We start from the raw sequence: 22630 nt of genomic DNA, 5'->3' as shown, positions 1-22630 counted from the left end.
CAAACAAGCTTTATATCAAGTATATTACGCATATATCATGCTACCAATCTCGCAGACATCTAATCAATTACTCAAATCTTTATTAACTTGATTCTGCAGTCTTTGCTGTTTAGATTTTCTAAAATGTAATAATTCGTATACACATGGGATAACAATGAGTGTTAACAGCGTTGCCGCAGACAGCCCGCCAATTACAACTACTGCTAAACTCCGGGAAACGAGGTTTCCAGTTTCTGCTTCTTTCATTAACAGTGGAAGCATTGCACAGATTGTTGCTACCGCTGTCATTAGGATTGGACGCATTCTTCTTACAGATGCTTCCTTTATTGCATCCCGAATGCTCATTGTCTTTTCATTATGCTTTACTCGATCCAATAAAACAATTGCGTTTGTTACGACTATCCCTATAAGCATTAATGCCCCAAGTAAAACAGTTACATCAACGGATATTCCACTGACCAAGAGCCCCAATATTGAACCAATTGCAGCGAGCGGGAGAGAAAAAAGTATAGAAATTGGCGCCCTGAACCCTTTAAATGTAACAACTAAAATCAAGAATACTATGCCAATCGACACAAGCATCGTAATGAATAAATCATTAAAATCTTCAGCCTGTTGAACACTGGCCCCTCCTACATGGACGTCAACGTTGTCGGGGAAGTCAATTCCTTTCATCTTCTCGCCGCCAAAAATGGCCGACTTTATCCTGGAATTTATTTCCGAAAGCTTTGTTGGATCCACTTTTGCCGTTACTTGCAAGTATGGATCTCCATCCTTATGAAACTGAGTTGTTGAAGCTTGTTCACTTCTTAATTTAGCGACTTGGGCTATTGGTGTACTGCCCGATTGAGTCATGACTGGTATTGCTTTTAGATCCTCAGGCGTTTCTGTATTCATTACTGGCTCAAGTATAATTTCAGTCTGCTTGTTATCAAGGGTGATATTACCGATTGGTGTTTTATTTAACATAACGCCCAGTTGTGATGCTACTTGTCCAGTGTTTCCTTTCGACGGGTCAACAAGAAAAGAATATACTGTTTTCTTTTCATCCTGGTTAGTTGAAACCCTTTCAATACCTTCTATATTCCGAATTTTATCCTTAATTTGATTTGTCGCTGTTTCAAGGTCTTTTAAATCATCACCAATCACATCAATTGTGATGTTCGTATCTGTAAAACCTATAAATGAAGAAGCTAAAACAGTTAATTCGGCATTAGGAAAATTTTCTTTTTCAATCTTTTTTATAACCTTTTTGTAATCCTCTTTGTCTTTTAGAAAAACTCTGAATTGCGCCTCTGTTGGGGAACCAACAGCTCCATATTCAGCAGAGGAAGCAGAGTTGCCTAAATACGTAAAAACACTTTTCACTTCATCAATCTGTTGAATAGCCCCCTCCAGTTTAAGGGCATTCTCAGCTACTTCCTTAACAGGGGTATTATTGGGATAATTTAAACTAGCTTGAATATAGTCAGGACTCGAATTATCCACAGCTCCTTTTGGCATCGTAAAATACGCCCCAATGGAACCTGCGAACAACAAGAAAGATAGCGATAAAACAATCCATTTATGATTCAAGGACCAACTAACTAATTTTTCAAAACGGACAGGAGGTTTATGCTCTTTCAGCTTTGCTTTCTTCAATAAACCTGCGCTCATTACGGGTACCACTGTTATCGCTACTAGCAGTGAAGCTAAGAGTGCATATGTGACAGTTAAGGCGAAAGGCAATAAAAACTCTCGTGTACTTCCATTTACAAGTCCTATTGGCAAGAATACAGCTACAGTAGTTAAAGTAGAAGCTGTAATCGCTACACTAACTTCCTTGGTTGCATCTATTACCATATTTACCGAAAACTTTTCTGTCTGCATTTTCCGATAAATATTTTCAATGACTACGATACTATCATCTACTAAGCGGCCGACTGCAACGGCTACTCCACCCAAGGTTAAAATATTTAAAGTTACACCCGATTTTGACAATAAAATCAGGGTGATGCAAAAAGACATTGGTATAGATACAATCGTTATAAAAGTGTAGCGAATATTCTTCAGGAATACCATGATGACAATCGTTGCAAATAAAGCGCCCAGCAGCACTTCCTTAACCATCGATTGCACAGAAGTTTCTACCATATCTGCAGTTGATAAAAAAACATCAGCATTTACATTGTCATATTTCTTGTTGATATCATCAGTAACTTTTTCGATATCCTTATTAAGTGTCACCGCATTTGATTGCCCATCTTTACTGATTGCCAGCTCGATGCTATCTTTGCCGTTAAAGCGATTGATAACACCTTCAGACCTCGTTTCTTTTATGGATGAGATATCACCAAGCGTTGCGTTTCCCCCAACCCTTAAGTTCTTTAATTCTTTAAGACTCGAGAGATCGCCTACCACTTTGATATTGCTCGTTTTTCCATTAATGAGGTCCTCACCTACAGCAAATGCCCCATTTTGGCCTTGAAGAGCTCCAACAATACTTTGAACCGGAATTTGTTTTTCCATTAGCTTCTCAGTATCAAGTTTTACAGATACAAAGGATTCTTCGATTCCGGTTGTTTGAACCTGGGAAACGCCCTTCACGTCTTTGTATATTGGTTCTAGTTTTTCTTTTGCTAACTGGATGTTCTTAGGTGTGATCCCATCTTTAAAGGTAATGGCAACAAATGAAACAGGAATCATTGATGTATCAAGTTGAGTTATAAATGGCTTTGAGACGCTTTGCGGCAAAGAGAGAGTACCAAGTGATTCTTGAACATCTTGTTTAGCCTGTTTCATATCCGTGCCTGCTTCAAAAAATAAATCTATCTTGGAAAAACCGTCTCCTGTTGTTGAGAGAGTTACACTCTTCCCTTTTATCGCAACAGTTGCACGCTCTATGGGAGATGTAACCTCTGACTCCATCGTTTTGGAATCAGTTCCTTGCCCCATAACCACAATCGTAACCTGCGGGTTATCTGCTTGCGGCAAGAACTCCATTGGCATTTGAAAGTAGCTGACAATTCCCAAGGCTATAACGAATACTGAAATTAAAGCAATCGCAGCCTTATTAGCAAATGACCATTTTGTAAACCAAGACATTTCTAGTTCCCCTCCCCATCTACTCAGAAATACACCTGCAATTAATTTTATCTTAATTTTCAAACCGGCGAAATGAGTGCTTTCCCTCACTTCCTCATGAAACCAAGTAAACATATTTCTATTTTTCATATACCATCTTGGTATAGTTCTTACTTATACCGATATAAAAAGCGATCATTACAATAACAAATAGCCCTATTCCATAAATAAGCGGCAAGGTAAAGCTCATACCCATTATCTGTTCCAGTATGTTTATAGCCACTGCACTATGGATGATTCCTACAATACCTGGCAGAAGAAAGGCTATTCCCACCTGCAAATAAATTGATTTCCCGACCTCTTTTTTACTCATTCCAACTTTTTTCAGAATCGAATACTGTTCTTTGTCGGCAAGCGCATCGCTTAATATTTTAAAATATATCGTGCTGAAGGTTGCCAGCATAAATATGATTGACATAATCAGCCCCAAGAAGAAAAATATGCCTAAAGCATAATACTCCCAAATATATTGGTGAAGTAAACCATTTACGTTAGCGGCCCCACCTGGAACAGTTTCAGTTATTTTTTTGAGAAGTTCCTTGCTTTTTTCTTCTTTTGTGATTCGCATTCCATATAATATAATCTCAGGGGACATTTTCTTCAGATTTTTATAATCAACATTATTTAGGACATATATATTTTGCATGCCATACTTAGTGATGTTACCGGTAAAGGGAACCTGTGTGGATTCGCTAATACGAAACTTCTTCCCGCCTAAGCTTATCTTTTCGTCAAGAACATTTATCGGAGAAGCTAATGTATTAGCATTTAAAATAAATACAGCTTCATTCGGACGTGGCTTAATTTGCTTTAAAATACTCTTTTTTTTTCATATTCCATAAACTCCAATGTTTTTTCCACCTCGGAATATCCAGTGATCATCGCCTCGTCATTGTTGTCTACCTTTTTGTTCTCCTTAAGGTAATCAACCTGCCCGATAAAGAAATGGATTTCATTGATCCCCTTTAATTTATGGCTGGATTTCCGAATGACATTTTTCACCTTTTCCTGTGTATTACGAGAAACTCCCACAACACTCATGCTATATGGAGATTCAATAACCGCATGTCCCTCTGCGAATTGTTTAAAGGAAATGCTTACACTAAAAGCAGTGACAGTCGCTGCTGCCAAGATTGCTGTCATTGCCAGACTTCTATAATTAGCCTTTAACCTGAAGAAAATATTGCTTATACTAACCAGTCTCACATCTTTATAAATCCATCTTTTCGATTTTGTCAGTCTGCTAAATATAATAGTCATGGAACTCCCAAAGAAGAAATACGTTCCTAAACTGACCAGAACCAATATTGACATGGAAGCTATCAATAGATCGAGATTCCAATGTTTGAAGTTAAGTGCAAGTACATATCCGGCCGCAATAAGAATGACACCAAGAACTCCTTTCTTATAACTAAACCTGGGCTTAGAAGGCTTTTCTTTAGCGGCATTCAACATATTGATAAGTTGGGCTTTCTTTACGATCCGATAGTTTCTTAATCCCAATACGGCAAATACAATTCCAAAAACGATTACCAGATTTAGAATAGCCTCTATCGATACGTTAAATGGCAGTTCTGTTTCCAGAAACATTGCTTTGCTTAATAACATGAAGAATAATTTTGAAAATAATATTCCTGCGGTTAACCCCATCAACAAAGATAATCCGCCTATGAACGCACTCTCTATCGCAAACACTCTTCCAATCTTGGATGTGCTTATTCCCATCAGCATATATAATCCTGTTTCTTTTTGCCTTTGTTTTAAAAAGAATCCATTTGCATGCCACATAAAAAACACGACTGTACAGATCAGGACAAATCCAGATGTCGTACTTGCAACAGCAGCTGATTGGATTCTTTCTGACAAATGAACGAACGTTTCATTGTACTGTATTGCTATGAAGTTGTAATATGTAGCTACTGTTACGGAAAGAACCAAAAAATATAACCTGTAAACCTTCAAATTGTTCTTAAGAAGCTTATAGGCGATTTTAAAGGAGTTCATTTTCCGTCCCTCCCATTATGGCAAGCATATTAAGAACTTTCCTGTAAAGCTCTTTCTTGTTTCCGTCACTGTCTAGTCTGCCATGTATTTTTCCATCCCTAAGGAACATGATTCTGTCACAATAGCTGGCTGCATTTGCATCATGGGTTACCATGATGATTGTGGTCCCCATTGTTTTATTAATATTCTTTAAGCACTCTAGAACTTCAGATGAAGACTTGGAATCAAGCGCTCCGGTTGGTTCATCCGCAAAAATTACCTTTGGCGAAGTAATAAGCGCTCTGCATATAGCAGCCCTTTGTTTTTGTCCACCTGAGAGTTCATAAGGATATTTATCCACCTGATGGGAAATTCCTAATAGTTTAGTGAGCTCATCTATCTTATCTAAAATAATCTGGTGTTTTATGTTATTCAAAGTAAGAGGTAAAGCAATATTATCCCTTGTTGTCATATTATCCAGCAGGTTGAAATCCTGAAAAATAAAACCTACCGCATCCCTCCTAAACCTTGCCAATTCATTGTCTTTAAGGTTATTAACCGGTTCACTATCTATTAAGATTCTTCCTGAAGAAGCTTTATCAATGGTGGACATAATATTCAATAAAGTTGTCTTTCCCGAGCCGGAAGGTCCCATAATACCGACAAATTCTCCTTTATATATATCCAGGCTTACATCTTTCAATGCCCTGAATGAACTCCCGACTTCTCCATACTCTTTCATGACATTTGATACTTCAACCATTTTCTTCATGGCGCAACCTCCTTTAACAATTTCTTTAATACAAGGAAAATTTTTTAATTCCGCATCGTCCCTTGTATCTCTATGGTAATTTATTAAATAAGCCAGCAGCTATCGATTTTGGTTACATTTGTAGGAACCAAAGTTACATTTTTGTTAGATTGCAATACAAGTAATGAATAGCATCAAAAACAAAGGGAAATGGAGCATCCTCCATTCCCCCTCATTTCGATTTACTCGTTCTGTTACAAATCCAAAGGTTACAGTGATGACACGTGATAATAATCTGATAGTTTGTAAAAAACAATCGTAAATTCGGTATATTTTGCTTCTTCACTTTTAATGTCCATTCCAATGCTGAGTACTCCTGCCATTTTTCTCGCATAATAAAGTCCCATACCTGTGGATTTTGTGCCTACTTTTCCATTTTTGCCTGTAAAACCTTTATCAAAGATTCTGGTAATTTCCTCTTTAGGTATGCCAATCCCGTTATCTTTTATGTGAACATAGTGGGCTTTTTCATCTTCTCTTATGTATAAATGAAGTGTTCCTCCATCGGGTGTATATTTACTGCTATTATTAAGGATTTGACAAAAAATATAATAAATCCACTTTTTATCGCTTACAACATTAAAGGGCTTCAAATCTGTCTCTATTTCTATATTTTTATTAATAAAGAAAAGTGCATTTTCCTTGATAGCATTCCTTAGCAGCTCGCAAACATCAACCTCTTCTGCAGTGATATCCTGATCATAATGAGAGGCCCTTGTTACATGAAGAATGTGGTTCACCCTAAATTTGATCTGCTCTATTTGGCTTCGAAATTCCTTACTGATCCCAACTTCCATTTCATCAAGCAGTAAATCGCACACGGCTAAATTGACTTTCATATCATGCACCCATTGGGTTGTATAATCCTGTATTTCATTAATCCCTTTCTTATAGCCCTCCTCAATTTCAAGAAATCTATTATGCTGTTGTCTTGATGCTCTTAATACCCTATCGATAAAGAAGTCTTGTCCATTAGCGGCTTTTTTATCCAACGTTTCAATGGAATCTGAAAAAATGTCCCCATATTTTCTTTTGTGCTTAATGAATCCATAGTACATAGTAAAAAGCTGTATGGTGATGGCCAGCAGGTCCATATATAAAATATCCGTAACGCCTCGATTAATAGGTACACTGCTAAACAAAATGGCATTTATGATAATCAGGATAAACGCACTGCTGAGGATCCACAATTTATGAATTTTCAAGTAATCCCGTAATTTCATTTGATTATGTACCCGATTCCTTTTTTCGTCTGAACGAAATCATGCACCCCGATCTCTTTTAGCCGGTTCCTGAGCCTGTTAATATTAACGGAAAGCGTATTTTCATTCACGTAAATATCATCATTCCAAAGTTGTTTCATCAGACTGTCTCTTGTAACAACCTTTCCCTTGTTTTCCATCATAGTTTTAATGATTTTAAATTCATTCTTCGTAAGCTCCAAGTTCTCGTTTTGATAATAAATCTTTGTATCATTTAAATTTAAAAATACATCATTGCATTCGATCAGAGGGGTCTCCACTGTTCTGTATTCATAAGTCCGTCTAACCATTGCCTGTAACTTGGCAATAAGCACATGGCTATCAAAGGGTTTCTGTATGTAATCATCCCCTCCATTATTAATGGCCATCACAATGTCCAGATTGCTGTCTCTTGAAGAACAAAAAATAATGGGGACACTTGATAGTTCCCTTATTTTCTTACACCAGTAAAAACCGTCAAAGGCCGGAACGTTAATATCCATCAGAACAATATGCGGAGCTTCTTCTTCAAATGTTTTCAATATATTTTCGAAGTCCCTGCATATCACACTATTAAAACCCCATTTCTCAAGGAGTTTTTTCAAAGCAGCGGCCATATCTTGATCATCCTCGACAATCAATAACTTATATATGTTCTCCAATCTCTTCACTTCTTTCATCAGCTTCAAATCAAATACAGTGGAAACTCAATAAAATAGTAACGTTCTCTGAAGCTATCGTCAAACGCTTCCAATAATGATGACTATTTGTATAATCATCAAAAAATAATAATTCACGGTATTCTATATTGTTTTTCAAAAGATGTGGTAACAAACGAGGACCAGGATATTACTGAATTTGTGAAGGAATATGATGTGTAGGAAAAATTAAAAGCCTTTTACAGCATGCAAATCACTACTGGTGTGTATTCTCATATCAGTACAAACCTTGAAAAAGACTGGATGGACAAGTACGAAGAGTATGTGAAAAAAGTGTAGGAGTAAAATTTTTTTGAAATAAAACCGGGCAATAATCGGGCATGCTACATAAAAAGTAATTTACAACCCAAATTACCCGAAAAATAAAACCCCTTGAAGCTATACAGCTCAAGAGGTTTAGCATTTTAATACATAGACATGTATTGCTCGCGCTCCCATGGATGAACTTGGGTACGGAACATATCCCATTCGATTTCCTTTGCTTCTAGGAAGTGCTCAAGGATGTGTCCGCCAAGAGCCGCGGTGATAACTTCGTCTTTCTTCAGTGCATCAAGTGCTGCAGCGAGGGTTGGCGGCAGATCAGTAATGCCGGCTTCTTCGCGTTCATCTTTGTCCATGACATAAATATTGCGGTCAACAGCAGCCGGCGGCGTCAGCTTGTTCTTGATTCCGTCCAGGCCTGCTTTCAACAGCACTGCCATTGCCAAATAAGGATTTGCTGCCGGATCGACACTGCGGACCTCTACACGGGTACTCAGGCCGCGGGATGCAGGAATACGAACCAGCGGTGAACGGTTACGAGCGGACCATGCGACGTAGCACGGAGCTTCGTAACCCGGTACAAGGCGCTTGAATGAGTTAACAGTTGGGTTGGTGACAGCAGTGAATCCTGATGCATGTTTGATGATTCCTGCGATGAACTGGTATGCTGTCTCGCTCAGTTCCAGCGCTTTATCCGATGTGTCATAGAATGCATTTTTCCCATTTGTGAACAGTGATAGGTTGCAGTGCATACCGGATCCGCTCACTCCGAACAAAGGCTTCGGCATGAAGGTTGCATGCAGTCCGTGTTTACGGGCAATCGTTTTAACGACAAGTTTGAAGGTTTGGATGTTATCGCACGCAGCAAGTGCGTCAGCGTATTTAAAGTCAATTTCGTGCTGGCCTGGAGCCACTTCATGGTGGGATGCTTCGATTTCAAAGCCCATTTCTTCAAGTTCAAGCACGATATCACGGCGGCAGTTCTCGCCAAGATCAGTTGGAGCTAAATCGAAATAGCCGCCATTGTCATTCAATTCGAGGGTAGGCTCTCCGTTGACATCAAGCTTGAATAAGAAGAATTCTGGCTCTGGTCCAAGATTGAAGTTCGTGAATCCCATTTCTTCCATTTCCTTCAGGACGCGCTTCAAATTGTTCCGAGGATCTCCTTCAAATGGAGTGCCGTCAGCATTGTAAATGTCACAGATTAGACGAGCCACTTTTCCTTTTTCAGCTGTCCAAGGGAATACCACCCATGTGTCAAGGTCTGGAATCAGGTACATATCCGACTCTTCAATCCGGACAAAGCCTTCGATTGAGGAACCGTCAAACATCATTTTGTTGTCAAGCGCTTTTCCAAGCTGGCTGATGGGAATTTCCACGTTTTTGATTGTTCCAAGGATGTCGGTGAATTGGAGACGGATGAACTTTACATTCTCTTCTTTTGCTAAACGGAAAATATCTTCCCTCGTAAATTTCGACAATTTGTTCTCCTCCTGAATAATTTAATTTCTTATTAATGAAAAAATCTAGACATATCGCCATGCTGGGCCGTTCGGTTAAACCGCCCTGCTTGTAGCAGTTCTTTACGGAGCAACTTGCGTAAATCCGCATCTGACAGCTCACGGCGAGACCTCACCGCATGCTTAGTTTCCTCGGCAGATGACGCCTGCTGTCTCATTTGGTAAATCTTTTTAATGCCTGCCATATTGACTCCCTGATCAATTAAATCCTTAATCTCAAGGAGTTTGTCGATATCGTTCAAGGAAAAAAGACGCTTGTTGCCTTCTGTTCTTGCTGGAGAAATCAAGCCATGCTCTTCATAATAGCGAATTTGCCTTGCCGTCAGGTCCGTCAGCTGCATCACGCTTCCGATTGTCAGCAGCGGCATGCTCCTTCGGATTTCACTTCCGCCCATTCGATTTCTCCTCCTTTCCCGATTGATTAATTTTATTATATGCTGTGTTAACTTATATGTCAAAACAATGTTAGGTTTTCTAACATAAAAAAATAAAACAAAAAAACAGGACGGGAATAAGAGTTCCGTCCTGTTTATAGTTTCCTATTTTACTTGGATTAAACCTTTTTCAATCATTCTGTCCAATGCGATGCAGACAGCCATTTTTACGTGGGAGTAAGTTAAGCCTCCCTGAACGTAAGCAGTGAACGGCGGTCTTGCCGGACCATCTGCCGTAAGCTCAATGCTTGCCCCCTGGATAAAGGTTCCCGCTGCCATGATTACATCGTCTTCATATCCCGGCATGTAGGCTGGATATGGAGTGACATGCGAATTGATCGGGGAAGCAAATTGAATTGCCTGGCAAAACTCAACCATTTTATCAAGATTACCAAACCGGACAGCCTGGATTAAATCCGTCCTTGGCACGTTCCAGGCCGGCAGCGAGTCCATGCCGAAATGAGAAAGCATAGCTGCCGTGAATACAGCCCCTTTTACCGCCTGACCGACTGTATGCGGAGCCATGAAAAAGCCCTGATACATTTCCTGCAGGGAATAAAGTGACGCACCTGCTTCCGCGCCTATACCCGGTGAAGTCATCCGGTATGAACATGATTCTACGAGCTCGGTTCGGCCGACGATATAGCCGCCTGTTTTCGCAAGGCCTCCCCCCGGATTTTTTATGAGAGAACCTGCCATCAGGTCTGCCCCCACTTGACAAGGCTCTCTTTCTTCCACAAATTCGCCGTAGCAGTTATCAACAAACACAATAACCTCTGGCTTGATTTCTTTGACAAATGCGATCATTTCGCCTATCTCGTTAACAGAAAACGAAGGCCTGTCTCCATAGCCCTTTGAACGCTGGATTCCGATCACTTTTGTATTCGGTCTGATGGCGTTTTGCACGCCGGCAAAGTTAACCTGTCCCTCGGCTGTCAGATCAACCTGGTTATATGAAATTCCGAATTCTTTCAGGGAACCGTTGCCGCTGCCGCTCGTACCTACAATTTCCTGAAGCGTATCATATGGCTGACCTGTTATGTATAGAAGCTCGTCACCGGGACGTAGGACACCAAACAACGCGATTGAGATAGCATGCGTGCCCGAAATGATTTGCGGGCGAACAAGCCCAGCTTCAGCACCAAAGACATCCGCATAAATTTTCTCAAGCGTATCCCGGCCATTGTCGTCATAACCATAGCCAGTCGTTGGGTTAAAATGCGAATCGCTGACCCTGTGTTTCTGGAAACTGCTTAGTACCTTGTATTGGTTCGAATCGATTCGTTCTTCAATCTCTTTATGGATGCTGGCAACCTGTTCCTCAATCTTCTTCACAACAGGCTCCAGCACAGGGCCGTTCTTTAACTTCGAAAACATGTTATTACTCCTATTCCACTGTAAATTTCTTTATTTGCCCGGAAATGTGGTGGTCTTCCAAGGCATAGCCCATACAGACATAACCATCATGCTCCTCGTCAAAAGACAACTGGCGAAGTATGGTTTCGTTTTTAAGCTGCGACAAGAGCTTCCCTTCACCCGATGGGACCATGACATGGAAAGGCTCCATCATGCTGATGACAGTTTCTTCAAGCTTTTGTTTCAGGATGGCGCGATCCTCACCGTCAAATGCACTGATAAAAACTGTTTCAGTTTTTGCTGTCGGCACGAAATCAGGATGTGCGATATCCCTTTTGTTATAAACCGTCAGCTGGGGAATCTGCTGGACTTCAAGATCTTCGAGCAGCTTGTTGACCGTTTTCTCATGTGAAAAATAATCCTGGTTGGACATATCGACAACATGCAGCAGAAGATCGGCTTCCCTTACTTCTTCGAGCGTTGAGCGAAATGCCGCAATCAGGGCTGTAGGAAGATCCTGGATAAACCCGACCGTATCGGTCATCAATGCCATAAAGCCGCTTGGCAGGACCACTTTTCTTGTCATTGGATCAAGCGTCGCGAACAGCTGATTTTCCTCAAATGATTCCGCTTCGGTGAGCCTATTGAAAAGCGTAGACTTGCCCGCATTCGTATACCCGACCAGCGCAATCTGGAAGGTTTTGTTCTTCTTGCGCCTCTCACGGTAACGGTCGCGGTGATGAACGATTGTATCAAGCTGACCCTTAATTTCATCAATCCTTCTGCGAATATGCCGCCTGTCGGATTCAAGCTTCGTCTCCCCAGGGCCTCTTGTCCCAATCCCCGCACCGAGCCTCGACATTGCCGTCCCCTGGCCCATTAGCCTCGGCAGTAAGTACTGAAGCTGGGCAAGTTCAACCTGCAGTTTACCTTCCTTAGAACGTGCACGGCGGGCAAAAATATCAAGGATGAGCTGAGTCCTGTCAATAATCCTTATTTCAAGGTCTCTTGAGAGGTTGCGCATCTGGCTTGGTGAAAGCTCGTCATTGAAAATCACCAAATCCGCTTCGAATTCGTCAATGAGGGTCTTTAATTCATCCACTTTTCCTTTTCCTATATAGGTGGACGGATGGATTCGGTCCCGCTTTTGAATCACAGAAATCAACGCAGTCCCCTGCGCCGTTTCAGTCAGGGAACCAAGCTCCTCCATCGAATACTGGAACCTAAGGTCATCATTATCATAAGTCTGGCAGCCAACCAGTATCGCTTTTTCCAGCTCTGCTTGATGTTCCATGCAATCCCGCCCTTTCCGGTTGTCTTGTATAGACCATCATACCAAAAATTCAGCCCAAACTAAAATTTTCCCCAAAAGAGTCATACTGCTGCCTTTTTTGACGTTAGTTCAAACAAAAAAGACCGCCCTTATAAAGGACGGTCCCGGCATAAACTCATTCTATTTCCGGCTTATGGACTGCTATTACTTAAGGTGTGACTTAATCCTCTCAGGATCGAATCCAAGTACCCATTCCCCGTTAATATTCGTTTGCGGGACACCCATCTGCCCTGTTGTTGCAACGAGTTTTCTCGCTGCTTCCTGATCTTTAGCAACGTTGACTTCCGTATAAGCAACCCCCTGAGCTGAAAGATAATTTTTCACCATATCGCAATATGGGCAAGTACTTGTTGTATAGACAGTAATTTGATTCATGATTTTTCCTCCTGTAATTTTTAGTTAATATACCTATACGGGTATATTAACGCTTCGAAAAAATAATGTCAACAAAGATGCTGACATTATTAAAATACACTAGTTTTCGGAAATAACGAGGTCATTGCTGCGGATTGTCACAAGGTCGTGGCGGTCATATTGATTTTGGAGCAGGAGCCTCATCGCCTGGGCCCTGATTGATTTTTCGATGACATTACGGATATAGCGGCCATTTGAAAAACCGGCAGGGCCAAGAGACGCTTTAACGAAACCAAGATGGTCCACGAGCTTTCGTTCAGCCTCATGGCTCAAGTTATACTCCCTCTCCATTAACATCCGCCTGCCAATTTCCATAAGCTGCTCAATGTTGTAATCAGGAAAATCAATTACTAGCGGAAATCTGGAGTGGAGTCCCGGATTCAGGGAAAGGAAATATTCCATTTCACGAGAATAGCCTGCAAGGATCAGAATAAATTCATGCTGCTTGTCTTCCATATGTTTGACAAGGGTATCGATGGCCTCTTTCCCAAAATCCTTTTCGCCCCCGCGCCCGAGTGAGTAGGCTTCATCGATGAACAAAATCCCCCCAAGCGACTTTTTAATCAAATCGCGTGTTTTTTGGGCCGTGTGCCCGATATATTCTCCAACAAGGTCCGCCCGCTCAGCTTCAATCAGATGTCCTTTAGCAAGGACATTCATTTTTAGAAAAAGCTTGCCAATCAGTCTTGCCACCGTTGTCTTCCCAGTACCCGGATTACCCTTGAACATCATGTGCAAGGCCTGCTTACCCGCCTTCAGTCCTATTTCTTCCCGCTTTTTATTCACATAGATCCAGGCGTATATTTCTTTAATCATGCGTTTCATTTCATCCATCCCGACCAATGTGCCGAGTTCTTCTTCAATTTCTTTCAAAGCGGCATGCTCTGTTGTAATGGCTGATGGCATTGCAGGAACTCCGGGAAGATCTTTCATCAGTTCTTTCCTTTTTTCGCCATTCAGGACTATGCTGATCTGGCCGTTGTTTTTCATGCGCATCGGCTGGTCCAAGCTATCACCTCTGTTCAAAAAAGCGCTGCTGTGGTATTTCGCCATGCCTCTCAATGCACCTGGATTTTCTTCCATCAGCAGGAAAGGCTCCTATAACTATATGCGAGGACAGCTCGAACCATTCCCAAACTTCCTTGCAAAGGCTAAAAAGACAGGAAAAACCCGCTCTGGATTGAGCGGGCCTGGATTCCGATTATGAGTTTATTGCTGTCCTTCAAGGTCAATCTGGACGTTTTTCTGCGGTGCGAATGTGGAGATTGCATGCTTGTATACAAGCTGCTGCTTTCCTTCGGATTCGAACATCACAGTAAAGTTGTCAAAGCCTTTTATCTGCCCGCGGAGCTGAAATCCGTTCAGCAAAAAGACTGTTACATTTGTGTTGTCCTTACGCAGCTGATTTAAATATTGATCCTGGATATTAATCTGTTTCATTGCAAGTCCTCCTTTTTATCTCTGTATTATGTATTCGCCTTTATTTTAAGCTTTCCTTCAATGTATATTGAAATTTCAGCGAATTTTTTTCCCATATCTGTCCCTGCCGACATATCAAACCATTCCACTTCCATCTTATTTCGAAACCATGTAAGCTGTCTTTTGGCATATCGCCGGGAGTTTTGTTTCAATTGATCGGCTGCCTGATCCAAAGACACTTTGCCTTCAAAATAGTCATAGATTTCTTTATAGCCAATAGCCTGAATCGACTGGCAATCCTTTAATCCTTCATCGTAGAGTCCCTTCACTTCATTGACAAGTCCCTGATCCAGCATAAGGTCGACTCGCCGGTCAATCCTTGTGTAGAGCTGATCTCTGTCCATTGTCAAGCCGATCACCGCGGTATCGTATAACACTTCAGGCGTTTGCTTTGCCTGATATTCTCCTGCGGTCATCCCAGTACTATGGTGGATTTCAAGTGCTCTTATCACCCTTCGTACATTGTTCGGGTGAATTTTAGCCGCGCTTTCCGGATCGACTTTCTCCAGCATCTCATGAACACTCGCCGTTCCTAATTCATCCGCTTCCCTCTCCAGCTTCTGCCTGAATTCTGGGTCACCCGCAGCCTCAGAAAACTGATAGTCATAAATAGCCGATTGTATGTATAGTCCAGTTCCACCAACAATCATAGGCAATTTACCTCGTGCAGCTATTTCCTCAATCTTTTTCCTGACTAATCCCTGAAATTCGGCCGCAGAGAAGGAATCTTCCGGATCTTTGAAATCAATCAAATGATGAGGAACTCCTTCCATTTCTGAAGGAGTGATTTTCGCGGTTCCGATATCCATTCCACGGTATATTTGCATTGAATCACCGCTGATGATTTCGCCAGAAAACCGTTTGGCGAGCTTGATGCTTAAGTTTGTTTTACCTACAGCAGTAGGGCCGATCAATACGAGTAATTTTTGTTTTCCTGCCAAACTCTTCACACTGCCTTTTCATTTTACGCTTGGCTGTCACAGCCTTTCTACCATTGTAGCTTATTCTCTTCATTGATAAAAGCGGCACCTATCTAATTATGTTTCCCCGAATCTTGGCTGCCCATTCCAAATTCCCCATAATTTTACCACCATTTTTCCGCTTTATATATATATTTCCTTTGATTTTTACAATTGAATAACGTTTTGATAACAAACACAAGTTGACCCCCTTAATTATGGTAGGTTATATAGAAGCTTATGGTGTTAATTATACCGAAACAGGATAGGGTGAAAACATGTTATCACAATCAGAAATTGGAATTGACCTAGGAACTGCTAATACTTTAGTCTACAGCAAGAATAAAGGTGTCGCCCTTAACGAGCCATCCGTTGTGGCAATTGATACAGAGACAAAGAAAGTCCTTGCAGTCGGCAAGGAAGCGAAAGAAATGATCGGGAAGACACCTGGAAAAATTGTAGCCATCCGCCCGCTGAAGGACGGAGTTATCGCGGATTTTGACGTAACAACAGATATGCTCATCCAAATTATGAAAAAAGCATCGAAAAAAGCTGGTTTCACCATTCGAAAGCCAAATGTTGTTGTTTGCACACCGTCCGGCGCGACAAGTGTTGAACGGAGAGCCATTCATGACGCTGTCCGTAATGCAGGCGCGAAAAAAGTACACATTATTGAAGAGCCTGTTGCAGCTGCGATTGGCTCAGGCCTTCCGGTAGACGAGCCTGTCGCCAATGTTGTAGTGGATATTGGCGGAGGGACTACTGAAGTAGCCATCATCTCATACGGAGGAATCGTCGCTGCCCACTCCATCCGGGTGGCAGGAGACAGGCTGGACGAGGATATCATCCAGTATATACGCAAGGAATACAACGTACTGATCGGTGAGCGTACAGCCGAACGAATTAAAATGGAAATTGGCTATGCGCTTGTTGACCATGAAAAACTTGAAACCGAGATTCGCGGTCGCGACCTCGTGACAGGGCTGCCGAAAACCGTTAAGTTGAACTCTTATGAAATCCAGGAAGCTATTAAGGAGTCTCTCCTGCATATTCTAGAGTCAATCAGGGCGACTCTCGAGGAATGTCCGGCTGAACTAAGCGGCGATATCGTTGACCGAGGCGTAATCCTAAGCGGCGGCGGAGCCCTTTTAAACGGAATCCAGGATTGGCTGAGCGAGGAAATTGTCGTTCCAGTACACCTGGCTCCAAACCCGCTCGAATCCGTAGCGATTGGCACAGGTAAGGCACTTCAGTATATCGATCGACTGCACTCGCTGGTAAAATAGCTTTTTACAGGACTGGAAAGTTCGATATTTTAAGAAAGGGAAGGAGAGGCGGATAAATTTCGCCCAATCCTTCCCTTTTGTCATATTTTTTCCCTTGTGCACCTCAACCCTATTCAACCAGCCGCTTCCTTTGCTTGTTGAAGTATAGAAAAACAGGCAATGGGATTACGATAAAGCCAAGGCTTTTAATAATTTGATTTACCGCGTTTTCTTTCGTGCGTGCCTTTTCTTCTATTATCATTTCATCATAGGATTCCCGAAGTTCTTTCTCACTGATTTGTTCTTTCTTGACCTCGTCTTTTCCGTCATACTGGGTCGTCTCTTTATACTCAGCATAGCTTTGATAATAACCACTAGGACTGACAAAATCCGCCGCAGCCATAAAAATTGAAATTCCTCCGCCAATCACCATCATCAGCGTTGCAAACAGGACAAGGTACGTGTAAATGTTCCTCACGATGAGCTCTCCACCTTTCTCTTTGTTCTTCACAGCATAAAAAACAATAAAAATGATAATGACCATTGGTAAAAAAGACGTTAAAAGTGAAAATACAATCAACTAATCACCCCCCATATACTTCTACTTCTAATATACTCCACCGAGATAAAAGGATTAAGGTAGAGATTTTGATTTTTCTTACTATAAGATATGCGGAAAAGGCACTTTTAATCGTGTCGCATATGCAAAATCCATTAGACCTCTGAAAGGCCAGGAATAAATACAGTCTCTATGCCGCGTCGGTTGATATGACGCATTGTTTGGTTGATTTAGCTCAATGGCTGGCTGATTTAACTTATAGGTTGATTGATATAGATCGAAACTTGGTTGATATCTCTCCAGACTTGGACAATATCTGCAAAACCTCTGATATTAAGTCCAATAAATAATCAGCTTAACTCAGCTGTCTTCCCCTGTAAGCGCAGGCAGCAACCTAAAAAAAAGCAAGAGGCGCCCCGTTTTTGGCGGGAATACCTCCTACTTTTTTCACATGACTCTTTTAAACATTTTTTCAAGTTCATATGTTGAATAATGAACGATGATCGGCCTTCCGTGCGGGCAGGTAAATGGATCTGACGAGCTTCTGAGCTCATCAAGGAGCGCCTGGATTTCATCGTTACGTAAATGGCGGTTTGCCTTGATAGAGGCTTTGCAGCTCATCATGATTGCTGCTTCTTCCCGCAGCTTGTGAATGTCGACTTTTTTCATCGCGAGGAGCTGCTCGATCATTTCTTCTATCAATTCTTTTTCTTCACCGCGAGGCAGCCACTGCGGATGGGAGCGCACGATAAAGGCGTTATGGCCGAATGGCTCAAGAAAAACGCCGACTTTCTCCAGCTCATGAGTATATTCCTCGATTTTCAGACATTCATCTGCAGAGTATTCGAAAGTGAGTGGCACGAGCAGTTCTTGAAGCTCGTCTGCTACCATTCCGACTCTTTCCCTAAAATATTCGTACTTGATCCGTTCTTGTGCAGCATGCTGGTCAATGAGATACAATCCTCTTTCATTTTGGGCAAGGATATACGTACCATGCATTTGGCCAATCGGGTATAACGCCGGGACCCGGGAAGGAATACTGTCTGCCACCTCACCCGGCAAACGCGAAGTGCCAGCATCAGAGCTTGATTCCTGTATCGCCTTTTCCGTGTCAAAATGATCCTGACCCGTTTCCCTGACTTCTTCCACTTCAAAAGCAGACGAACTTTCAATCTGGTCCGCTGTCGACCAAGCATTGCCGGAGAAGTCATTGTACTGTGTCATATCTCCTCTGGCGGTTTCATCATGCCTTGTGCTCTCCACTTCTGGCCTGCCTGGTGGAGTGCTATGCTCATACCTGGTTATCACTGCTTCCCCACCCGTGCCCGGGACATGCCGATAGGGGGGGGGCGGCACAGGCATAGGCACAGCATCGCCTTCTGCATGATCGAGTTCAAGATACGCCTGTTCCGTTCTCTCTTTTTCGCGGGCTTTGGCAGTAAAACCAGCCGGGATCAGCTCACGAGTTTTAAAAGCTGCGGCAACAGACTCCGAGACAAGCCTTGTAAGTTCTTGTTCCTTGCTGAGCCTGACCTCCAATTTTGCTGGATGGACATTTACATCGACAAGGATAGGATCCATTTTAATATCCATCATGGAGACAGGAAAGCGGCCGATTGGCAGCAAAGTATGGCACCCTTCCTGGATTGCTCTTACCAACGGGTAATTTTTGATAAAACGTCCATTGACCATCGTCGTAATATAATTCCGCGAAGCCCTTGTCAATTCAGGCAGCGTAATCCACCCACTAATTGAAAAATCAAGTGATTCGGCGGTAACCGGCACCATTTTCCGGACGATATTCATGCCGTAAATCGCTGCAAGGACTTGGCGCACGTCTCCACTTCCGTTCGTCTGGAGCAGCTTGCGGCCATTATGCACGAGGCGGAAGGCCACCTCGGGATGGGCGAGCGCAAGGCGGTTGACAACATCAGTGATATTACCCAGCTCTGTATGGACGGTCTTCATATATTTCAGCCGTGCGGGTGTATTGTAAAAAAGGTCCGTGATTGTGATGTCCGTTCCTTTTCGGCTATCGGCTTTTTCGAAGGAAGATACTGTTCCTCCTTCAATCATGATTCTGTTTCCGGCATCCATGCCCGTAGATGTCTTCATTTCAAGCCTAGAGACTGAGGCGATACTCGGCAGCGCCTCCCCTCTAAAGCCCAGTGTCCGGATCCGGAACAAATCGTTTTCATCTTTGATTTTGCTTGTGGCATGGCGATAGAAGGCCGTGGGAACATCTTCTTCCATAATTCCGTCCCCATTGTCGGTAATCCTGATTTTAGCCAGGCCCGCTTCTTCGACTTCTATTTCTATCACGGTGCTGCCGGCGTCAATGGAGTTTTCAGCCAGTTCCTTGACGACCGAGGCTGGCCGTTCCACGACCTCCCCGGCCGCAATCCTATTAGACAAACCATCGTCAAGCTGTCTGATTTTCCCCATATCTCCACCTCATTTCATCTATTTTCTCAAAGTTCGCTGCAGTTCATAAAGCATATTCATCGCCTGAAGCGGCGTCATATCCAAAATATCAAGCTGGTCCAGCTTTCCAAGAACCCGTTTCTCCTGTTTACCGAAAGTCTCTTTTTTTACTATTGGCTTTTCGTCATCAAAGAAGGATAACTGCACTTCGGCAGCCTCGGTGGTTTCCTGAATTTCGGGCCTTTGTATTTGCGGCTCAGCGAGTTTGGACTCTGTTACTTCAGGTCCAGACATTTTAGGCTTAGCAACTTCGCTGCCCGTACTGCTGACATTCTCGCTCATCTCGAGGGCTGCCAGGATTTCCGCAGCCCTGCTGATAAGGTCGGCCGGAAGGTCTGCTAGCTGCGCTACATGGATGCCATAGCTTTTATCCGCTGCTCCATCTTTTATTTTATGAAGGAAAACAACCTTCCCATTTTGTTCGACTGCACTGACATGGACATTTTTCAGATGGGAGAGCTCCTCATCAAGTGTCGTCAGTTCGTGATAATGTGTTGAGAACAATGTCTTTGCGCCAATTCTGTCATGGATGTATTCAATGATTGCCTGGGCAAGGGCCATCCCATCATACGTGGAAGTGCCACGGCCGATTTCATCAAACAAGATCAGGCTGTTTTCCGTTGCGTTGGCGATAGCATTGTTCGCTTCAAGCATTTCGACCATGAACGTACTTTGCCCGGAGACAAGATCGTCCGCAGCGCCAATTCTTGTGAACACTTGGTCGAACACTGGGAGGACTGCTTGGGTTGCCGGTACAAAACAGCCGATTTGGGCCATGATGGCTGTCAGGGCAATTTGCCGCATATATGTGCTTTTACCAGACATATTCGGACCTGTAATCAACAGTAATTCGCGGTCGCTGTCCATGAAACAGTCATTTGGCACATACTCCTGAGCATCCATTACTTTCTCGACTACAGGGTGGCGTCCATCCATAAGCACGAGCTTCCGTTCGGCAGAGAACTCCGGCCTCATATAACGGCGCTGCTCGCTAAGTTCAGCGAAGCCAAGCAGCACATCGAGTTCGCTGACTGCCTTGGCCAAAGACTGCAAGCGAGGTATGTACTCCTTCACACGCTCTCTGATTGAAACGAAAATCCCATATTCCACTTCAACGATTTTTTCCTCAGCCTGTAAAATCAGTTCTTCCTTTTCCTTCAGCTCGGGGGTAATAAACCGTTCCGCGTTCGATAGTGTTTGCTTTCTCTCATACCTGCCTTCCTCCAGAAGGTGAAGATTGGCTCTTGTCACTTCAATATAATAGCCAAAAATACGGTTATAGCCGATTTTTAGCGATTTAATTCCAGTCTTTTCGCGTTCCTGCCGTTCAAGGGCCGCCATCCATGCTTTTCCGTTCCTGCTCGCATCCCTGAATTTATCAAGCTCACTGTCGTAGCCATCCCTGATAATGTTGCCTTCCTTCAGGGAAATCGGCGGATTTTCAACGACAGCCTGTTCAAGGAGGGTGGATAGTTCTTCACAGGGGTCAAGCCTCTCAGCAAGCATTTTGGCTTCCTCATTATTCAATGTTAAAAGCGTCCGGCTAATGGCAGGAACCTGAAGAAGCGACTTTTTCAGCTGGACGAGGTCCCTTGCATTCACATTCCCAAATGCGACGCGGCCTGCCAGCCGTTCAAGGTCGTACACTTCGCGCAACTGTTCACGAAGGTCATGGCGCTCAAAGTAGCTCGTGATGAAAAGCTCCACGATTTCCTGACGTCGGCCAATTTCCTTCGTGCTAATTAGCGGACGGTTGATCCACTGCTTCAGCAGTCTTGCGCCCATCGCTGTTTTGGTTTCATCAAGCAGCCAAAGGAGCGACCCTTTTTTCGACGTCGAGCGGATGGTTTCTGTAAGCTCAAGATTCCGTTTTGAATAGTAATCAATTTTCATGTATTGCTGGATTTCATATACAGCGACAGGCTGCAGGTGGTCGAGGCTTCTTTTTTGTGTGCGGTGAAGATAGTTTAAGAGCCTGGCCGCAGTGATCCTCAGCCTTTCATCTTTAAGATCTGATAGAAGCGGAGCGTCACCTTCACGTGTGCTTAAATCATCCTCGCAGGAAAAAGCAAGAACAGAACGCTCCCTCATTTTTTTTGTCAGAATTTCAGGCATTGAGCTGGACAAAACCACTTCCCTGGCTCCGGCAATCGATAGTTCATTCAGAAGTTCTTCAGGACTTTTCACAAGAGTCATCCTGCTTTCTCCTGTTGACAAATCGGTTGTTCCAAAACCATAACAGCCGCCTTCAAATTCGGTAACAGTGGCGATGAAATTGTTCTCTTTTTCATTTAAGCCGCGGCCTTCCATCATCGTCCCTGGTGTGATCAACTGGACAACTTCCCTTCGGACGACTCCCTTGGCCGCCTTCGGGTCTTCCGTTTGTTCACATATAGCCACTTTGTATCCTTTGGCAATCAACTGGTCAATATATCCAGCAGCTGAGTGATAAGGCACCCCGCACATCGGGATCTTTTCTGTCCCGCCACCGTCCCTGCTCGTCAGAGTGATTTCAAGCTCTCTTGAGGCATTCAGGGCATCATCAAAGAACATTTCATAAAAATCTCCAAGGCGGAAAAATAAAAAGGCATCCTGGTAGTCTGCCTTAATTTGTAAGTATTGCAGTATCATAGGCGTATAAGCTGCCATAAAATCCTCCATCATCAACTGTATTCATAGGTTTTTCTAA

18 protein-coding genes are annotated in these 22630 nt (G+C 42.9%); 1 reads left to right on the top strand and 17 read right to left on the bottom strand.

Annotated features, from left to right (window positions below; genetic code table 11):
- Positions 1 to 63: 63 nt before the first annotated feature.
- The 14 genes from D1970_RS04495 to miaA form a co-directional block, all read right to left on the bottom strand.
- Positions 64 to 3084, bottom strand: a complete 3021-nt coding sequence (locus D1970_RS04495; protein WP_119111725.1) for an efflux RND transporter permease subunit — start codon at positions 3082 to 3084, stop codon at positions 64 to 66.
- Positions 3085 to 3202: 118 nt separating this feature from the next.
- Positions 3203 to 3541, bottom strand: a complete 339-nt coding sequence (locus D1970_RS22760) for an FtsX-like permease family protein (protein ID WP_259339549.1) — start codon at positions 3539 to 3541, stop codon at positions 3203 to 3205.
- A gap of 392 nt (positions 3542 to 3933) precedes the next feature.
- Positions 3934 to 5127, bottom strand: coding sequence for an FtsX-like permease family protein (locus D1970_RS22755; RefSeq protein WP_246370089.1), 1194 nt, complete (start codon positions 5125 to 5127; stop codon positions 3934 to 3936).
- A complete protein-coding gene (locus tag D1970_RS04485; RefSeq protein ID WP_119111664.1) occupies positions 5114 to 5878 on the bottom strand; it encodes an ABC transporter ATP-binding protein in 765 nt (254 codons plus the stop codon). Before D1970_RS04485 ends, D1970_RS22755 begins: the two co-directional genes overlap by 14 nt.
- Positions 5879 to 6126: 248 nt before the next feature.
- The gene (locus D1970_RS04480; RefSeq protein WP_259339548.1) at positions 6127 to 7122 is read right to left on the bottom strand and encodes a sensor histidine kinase; all 996 of its coding nucleotides are present in this window, start codon (positions 7120 to 7122) and stop codon (positions 6127 to 6129) included.
- Positions 7123 to 7136: 14 nt separating this feature from the next.
- Positions 7137 to 7838, bottom strand: a complete 702-nt coding sequence (locus tag D1970_RS04475) for a response regulator transcription factor (RefSeq protein ID WP_209796878.1) — start codon at positions 7836 to 7838, stop codon at positions 7137 to 7139.
- A 443-nt stretch (positions 7839 to 8281) separates the two neighbouring features.
- Complete coding sequence (gene glnA, locus D1970_RS04470) at positions 8282 to 9619, bottom strand: type I glutamate--ammonia ligase (RefSeq protein ID WP_119111662.1); 1338 nt, start codon at positions 9617 to 9619, stop codon at positions 8282 to 8284.
- A gap of 32 nt (positions 9620 to 9651) precedes the next feature.
- The gene (locus tag D1970_RS04465; protein WP_119111661.1) at positions 9652 to 10053 is read right to left on the bottom strand and encodes a MerR family transcriptional regulator; all 402 of its coding nucleotides are present in this window, start codon (positions 10051 to 10053) and stop codon (positions 9652 to 9654) included.
- Between the two features lie 144 nt (positions 10054 to 10197).
- Positions 10198 to 11469 carry a methionine gamma-lyase family protein gene (locus tag D1970_RS04460; protein WP_119111660.1) on the bottom strand — a complete coding sequence of 424 codons (1272 nt, stop codon included), beginning with the start codon at positions 11467 to 11469 and terminating at the stop codon, positions 10198 to 10200.
- 10 nt (positions 11470 to 11479) lie between these two features.
- Positions 11480 to 12742: a GTPase HflX gene (gene hflX / locus D1970_RS04455; RefSeq protein ID WP_119111659.1), complete on the bottom strand. Its 1263-nt coding sequence runs from the start codon at positions 12740 to 12742 to the stop codon at positions 11480 to 11482.
- Between the two features lie 183 nt (positions 12743 to 12925).
- Positions 12926 to 13156, bottom strand: coding sequence for a glutaredoxin family protein (locus D1970_RS04450; protein WP_119111658.1), 231 nt, complete (start codon positions 13154 to 13156; stop codon positions 12926 to 12928).
- Positions 13157 to 13255: 99 nt separating this feature from the next.
- On the bottom strand, positions 13256 to 14203 hold the full coding sequence (gene spoVK, locus D1970_RS04445) for a stage V sporulation protein K (protein WP_119111723.1): 948 nt from the start codon (positions 14201 to 14203) through the stop codon (positions 13256 to 13258).
- 201 nt (positions 14204 to 14404) lie between these two features.
- On the bottom strand, positions 14405 to 14635 hold the full coding sequence (gene hfq / locus D1970_RS04440; RefSeq protein ID WP_119111657.1) for an RNA chaperone Hfq: 231 nt from the start codon (positions 14633 to 14635) through the stop codon (positions 14405 to 14407).
- 26 nt (positions 14636 to 14661) lie between these two features.
- A complete protein-coding gene (miaA, locus tag D1970_RS04435) occupies positions 14662 to 15615 on the bottom strand; it encodes a tRNA (adenosine(37)-N6)-dimethylallyltransferase MiaA (RefSeq protein ID WP_119111656.1) in 954 nt (317 codons plus the stop codon).
- A 296-nt stretch (positions 15616 to 15911) separates the two neighbouring features.
- Between miaA and mreBH the strand changes: the two genes are divergently transcribed.
- Positions 15912 to 16919: a rod-share determining protein MreBH gene (gene mreBH / locus D1970_RS04430; protein WP_119111655.1), complete on the top strand. Its 1008-nt coding sequence runs from the start codon at positions 15912 to 15914 to the stop codon at positions 16917 to 16919.
- 109 nt (positions 16920 to 17028) lie between these two features.
- Here the strand turns inward: mreBH and D1970_RS04425 are convergent, their stop codons facing one another.
- From D1970_RS04425 to mutS, 3 genes are all read right to left on the bottom strand, one after another.
- Entirely contained in the window at positions 17029 to 17478 is a 450-nt protein-coding gene (locus tag D1970_RS04425; protein ID WP_119111654.1) for a hypothetical protein, read from the bottom strand.
- Positions 17479 to 17904: 426 nt separating this feature from the next.
- Positions 17905 to 19902 carry a DNA mismatch repair endonuclease MutL gene (gene mutL, locus D1970_RS04420; RefSeq protein WP_119111653.1) on the bottom strand — a complete coding sequence of 666 codons (1998 nt, stop codon included), beginning with the start codon at positions 19900 to 19902 and terminating at the stop codon, positions 17905 to 17907.
- 18 nt (positions 19903 to 19920) lie between these two features.
- Entirely contained in the window at positions 19921 to 22590 is a 2670-nt protein-coding gene (gene mutS, locus D1970_RS04415; RefSeq protein ID WP_119111652.1) for a DNA mismatch repair protein MutS, read from the bottom strand.
- Positions 22591 to 22630 lie beyond the last annotated feature (40 nt).

The organism is Mesobacillus zeae (assembly GCF_003570705.1).
In the GTDB taxonomy this organism is placed as follows: Bacteria; Bacillota; Bacilli; order Bacillales; family Cytobacillaceae; genus Mesobacillus_C; species Mesobacillus_C zeae.
Note: the sequence above shows the minus strand (reverse complement) of the source record. Positions and strands in the feature narration are given on the sequence as shown.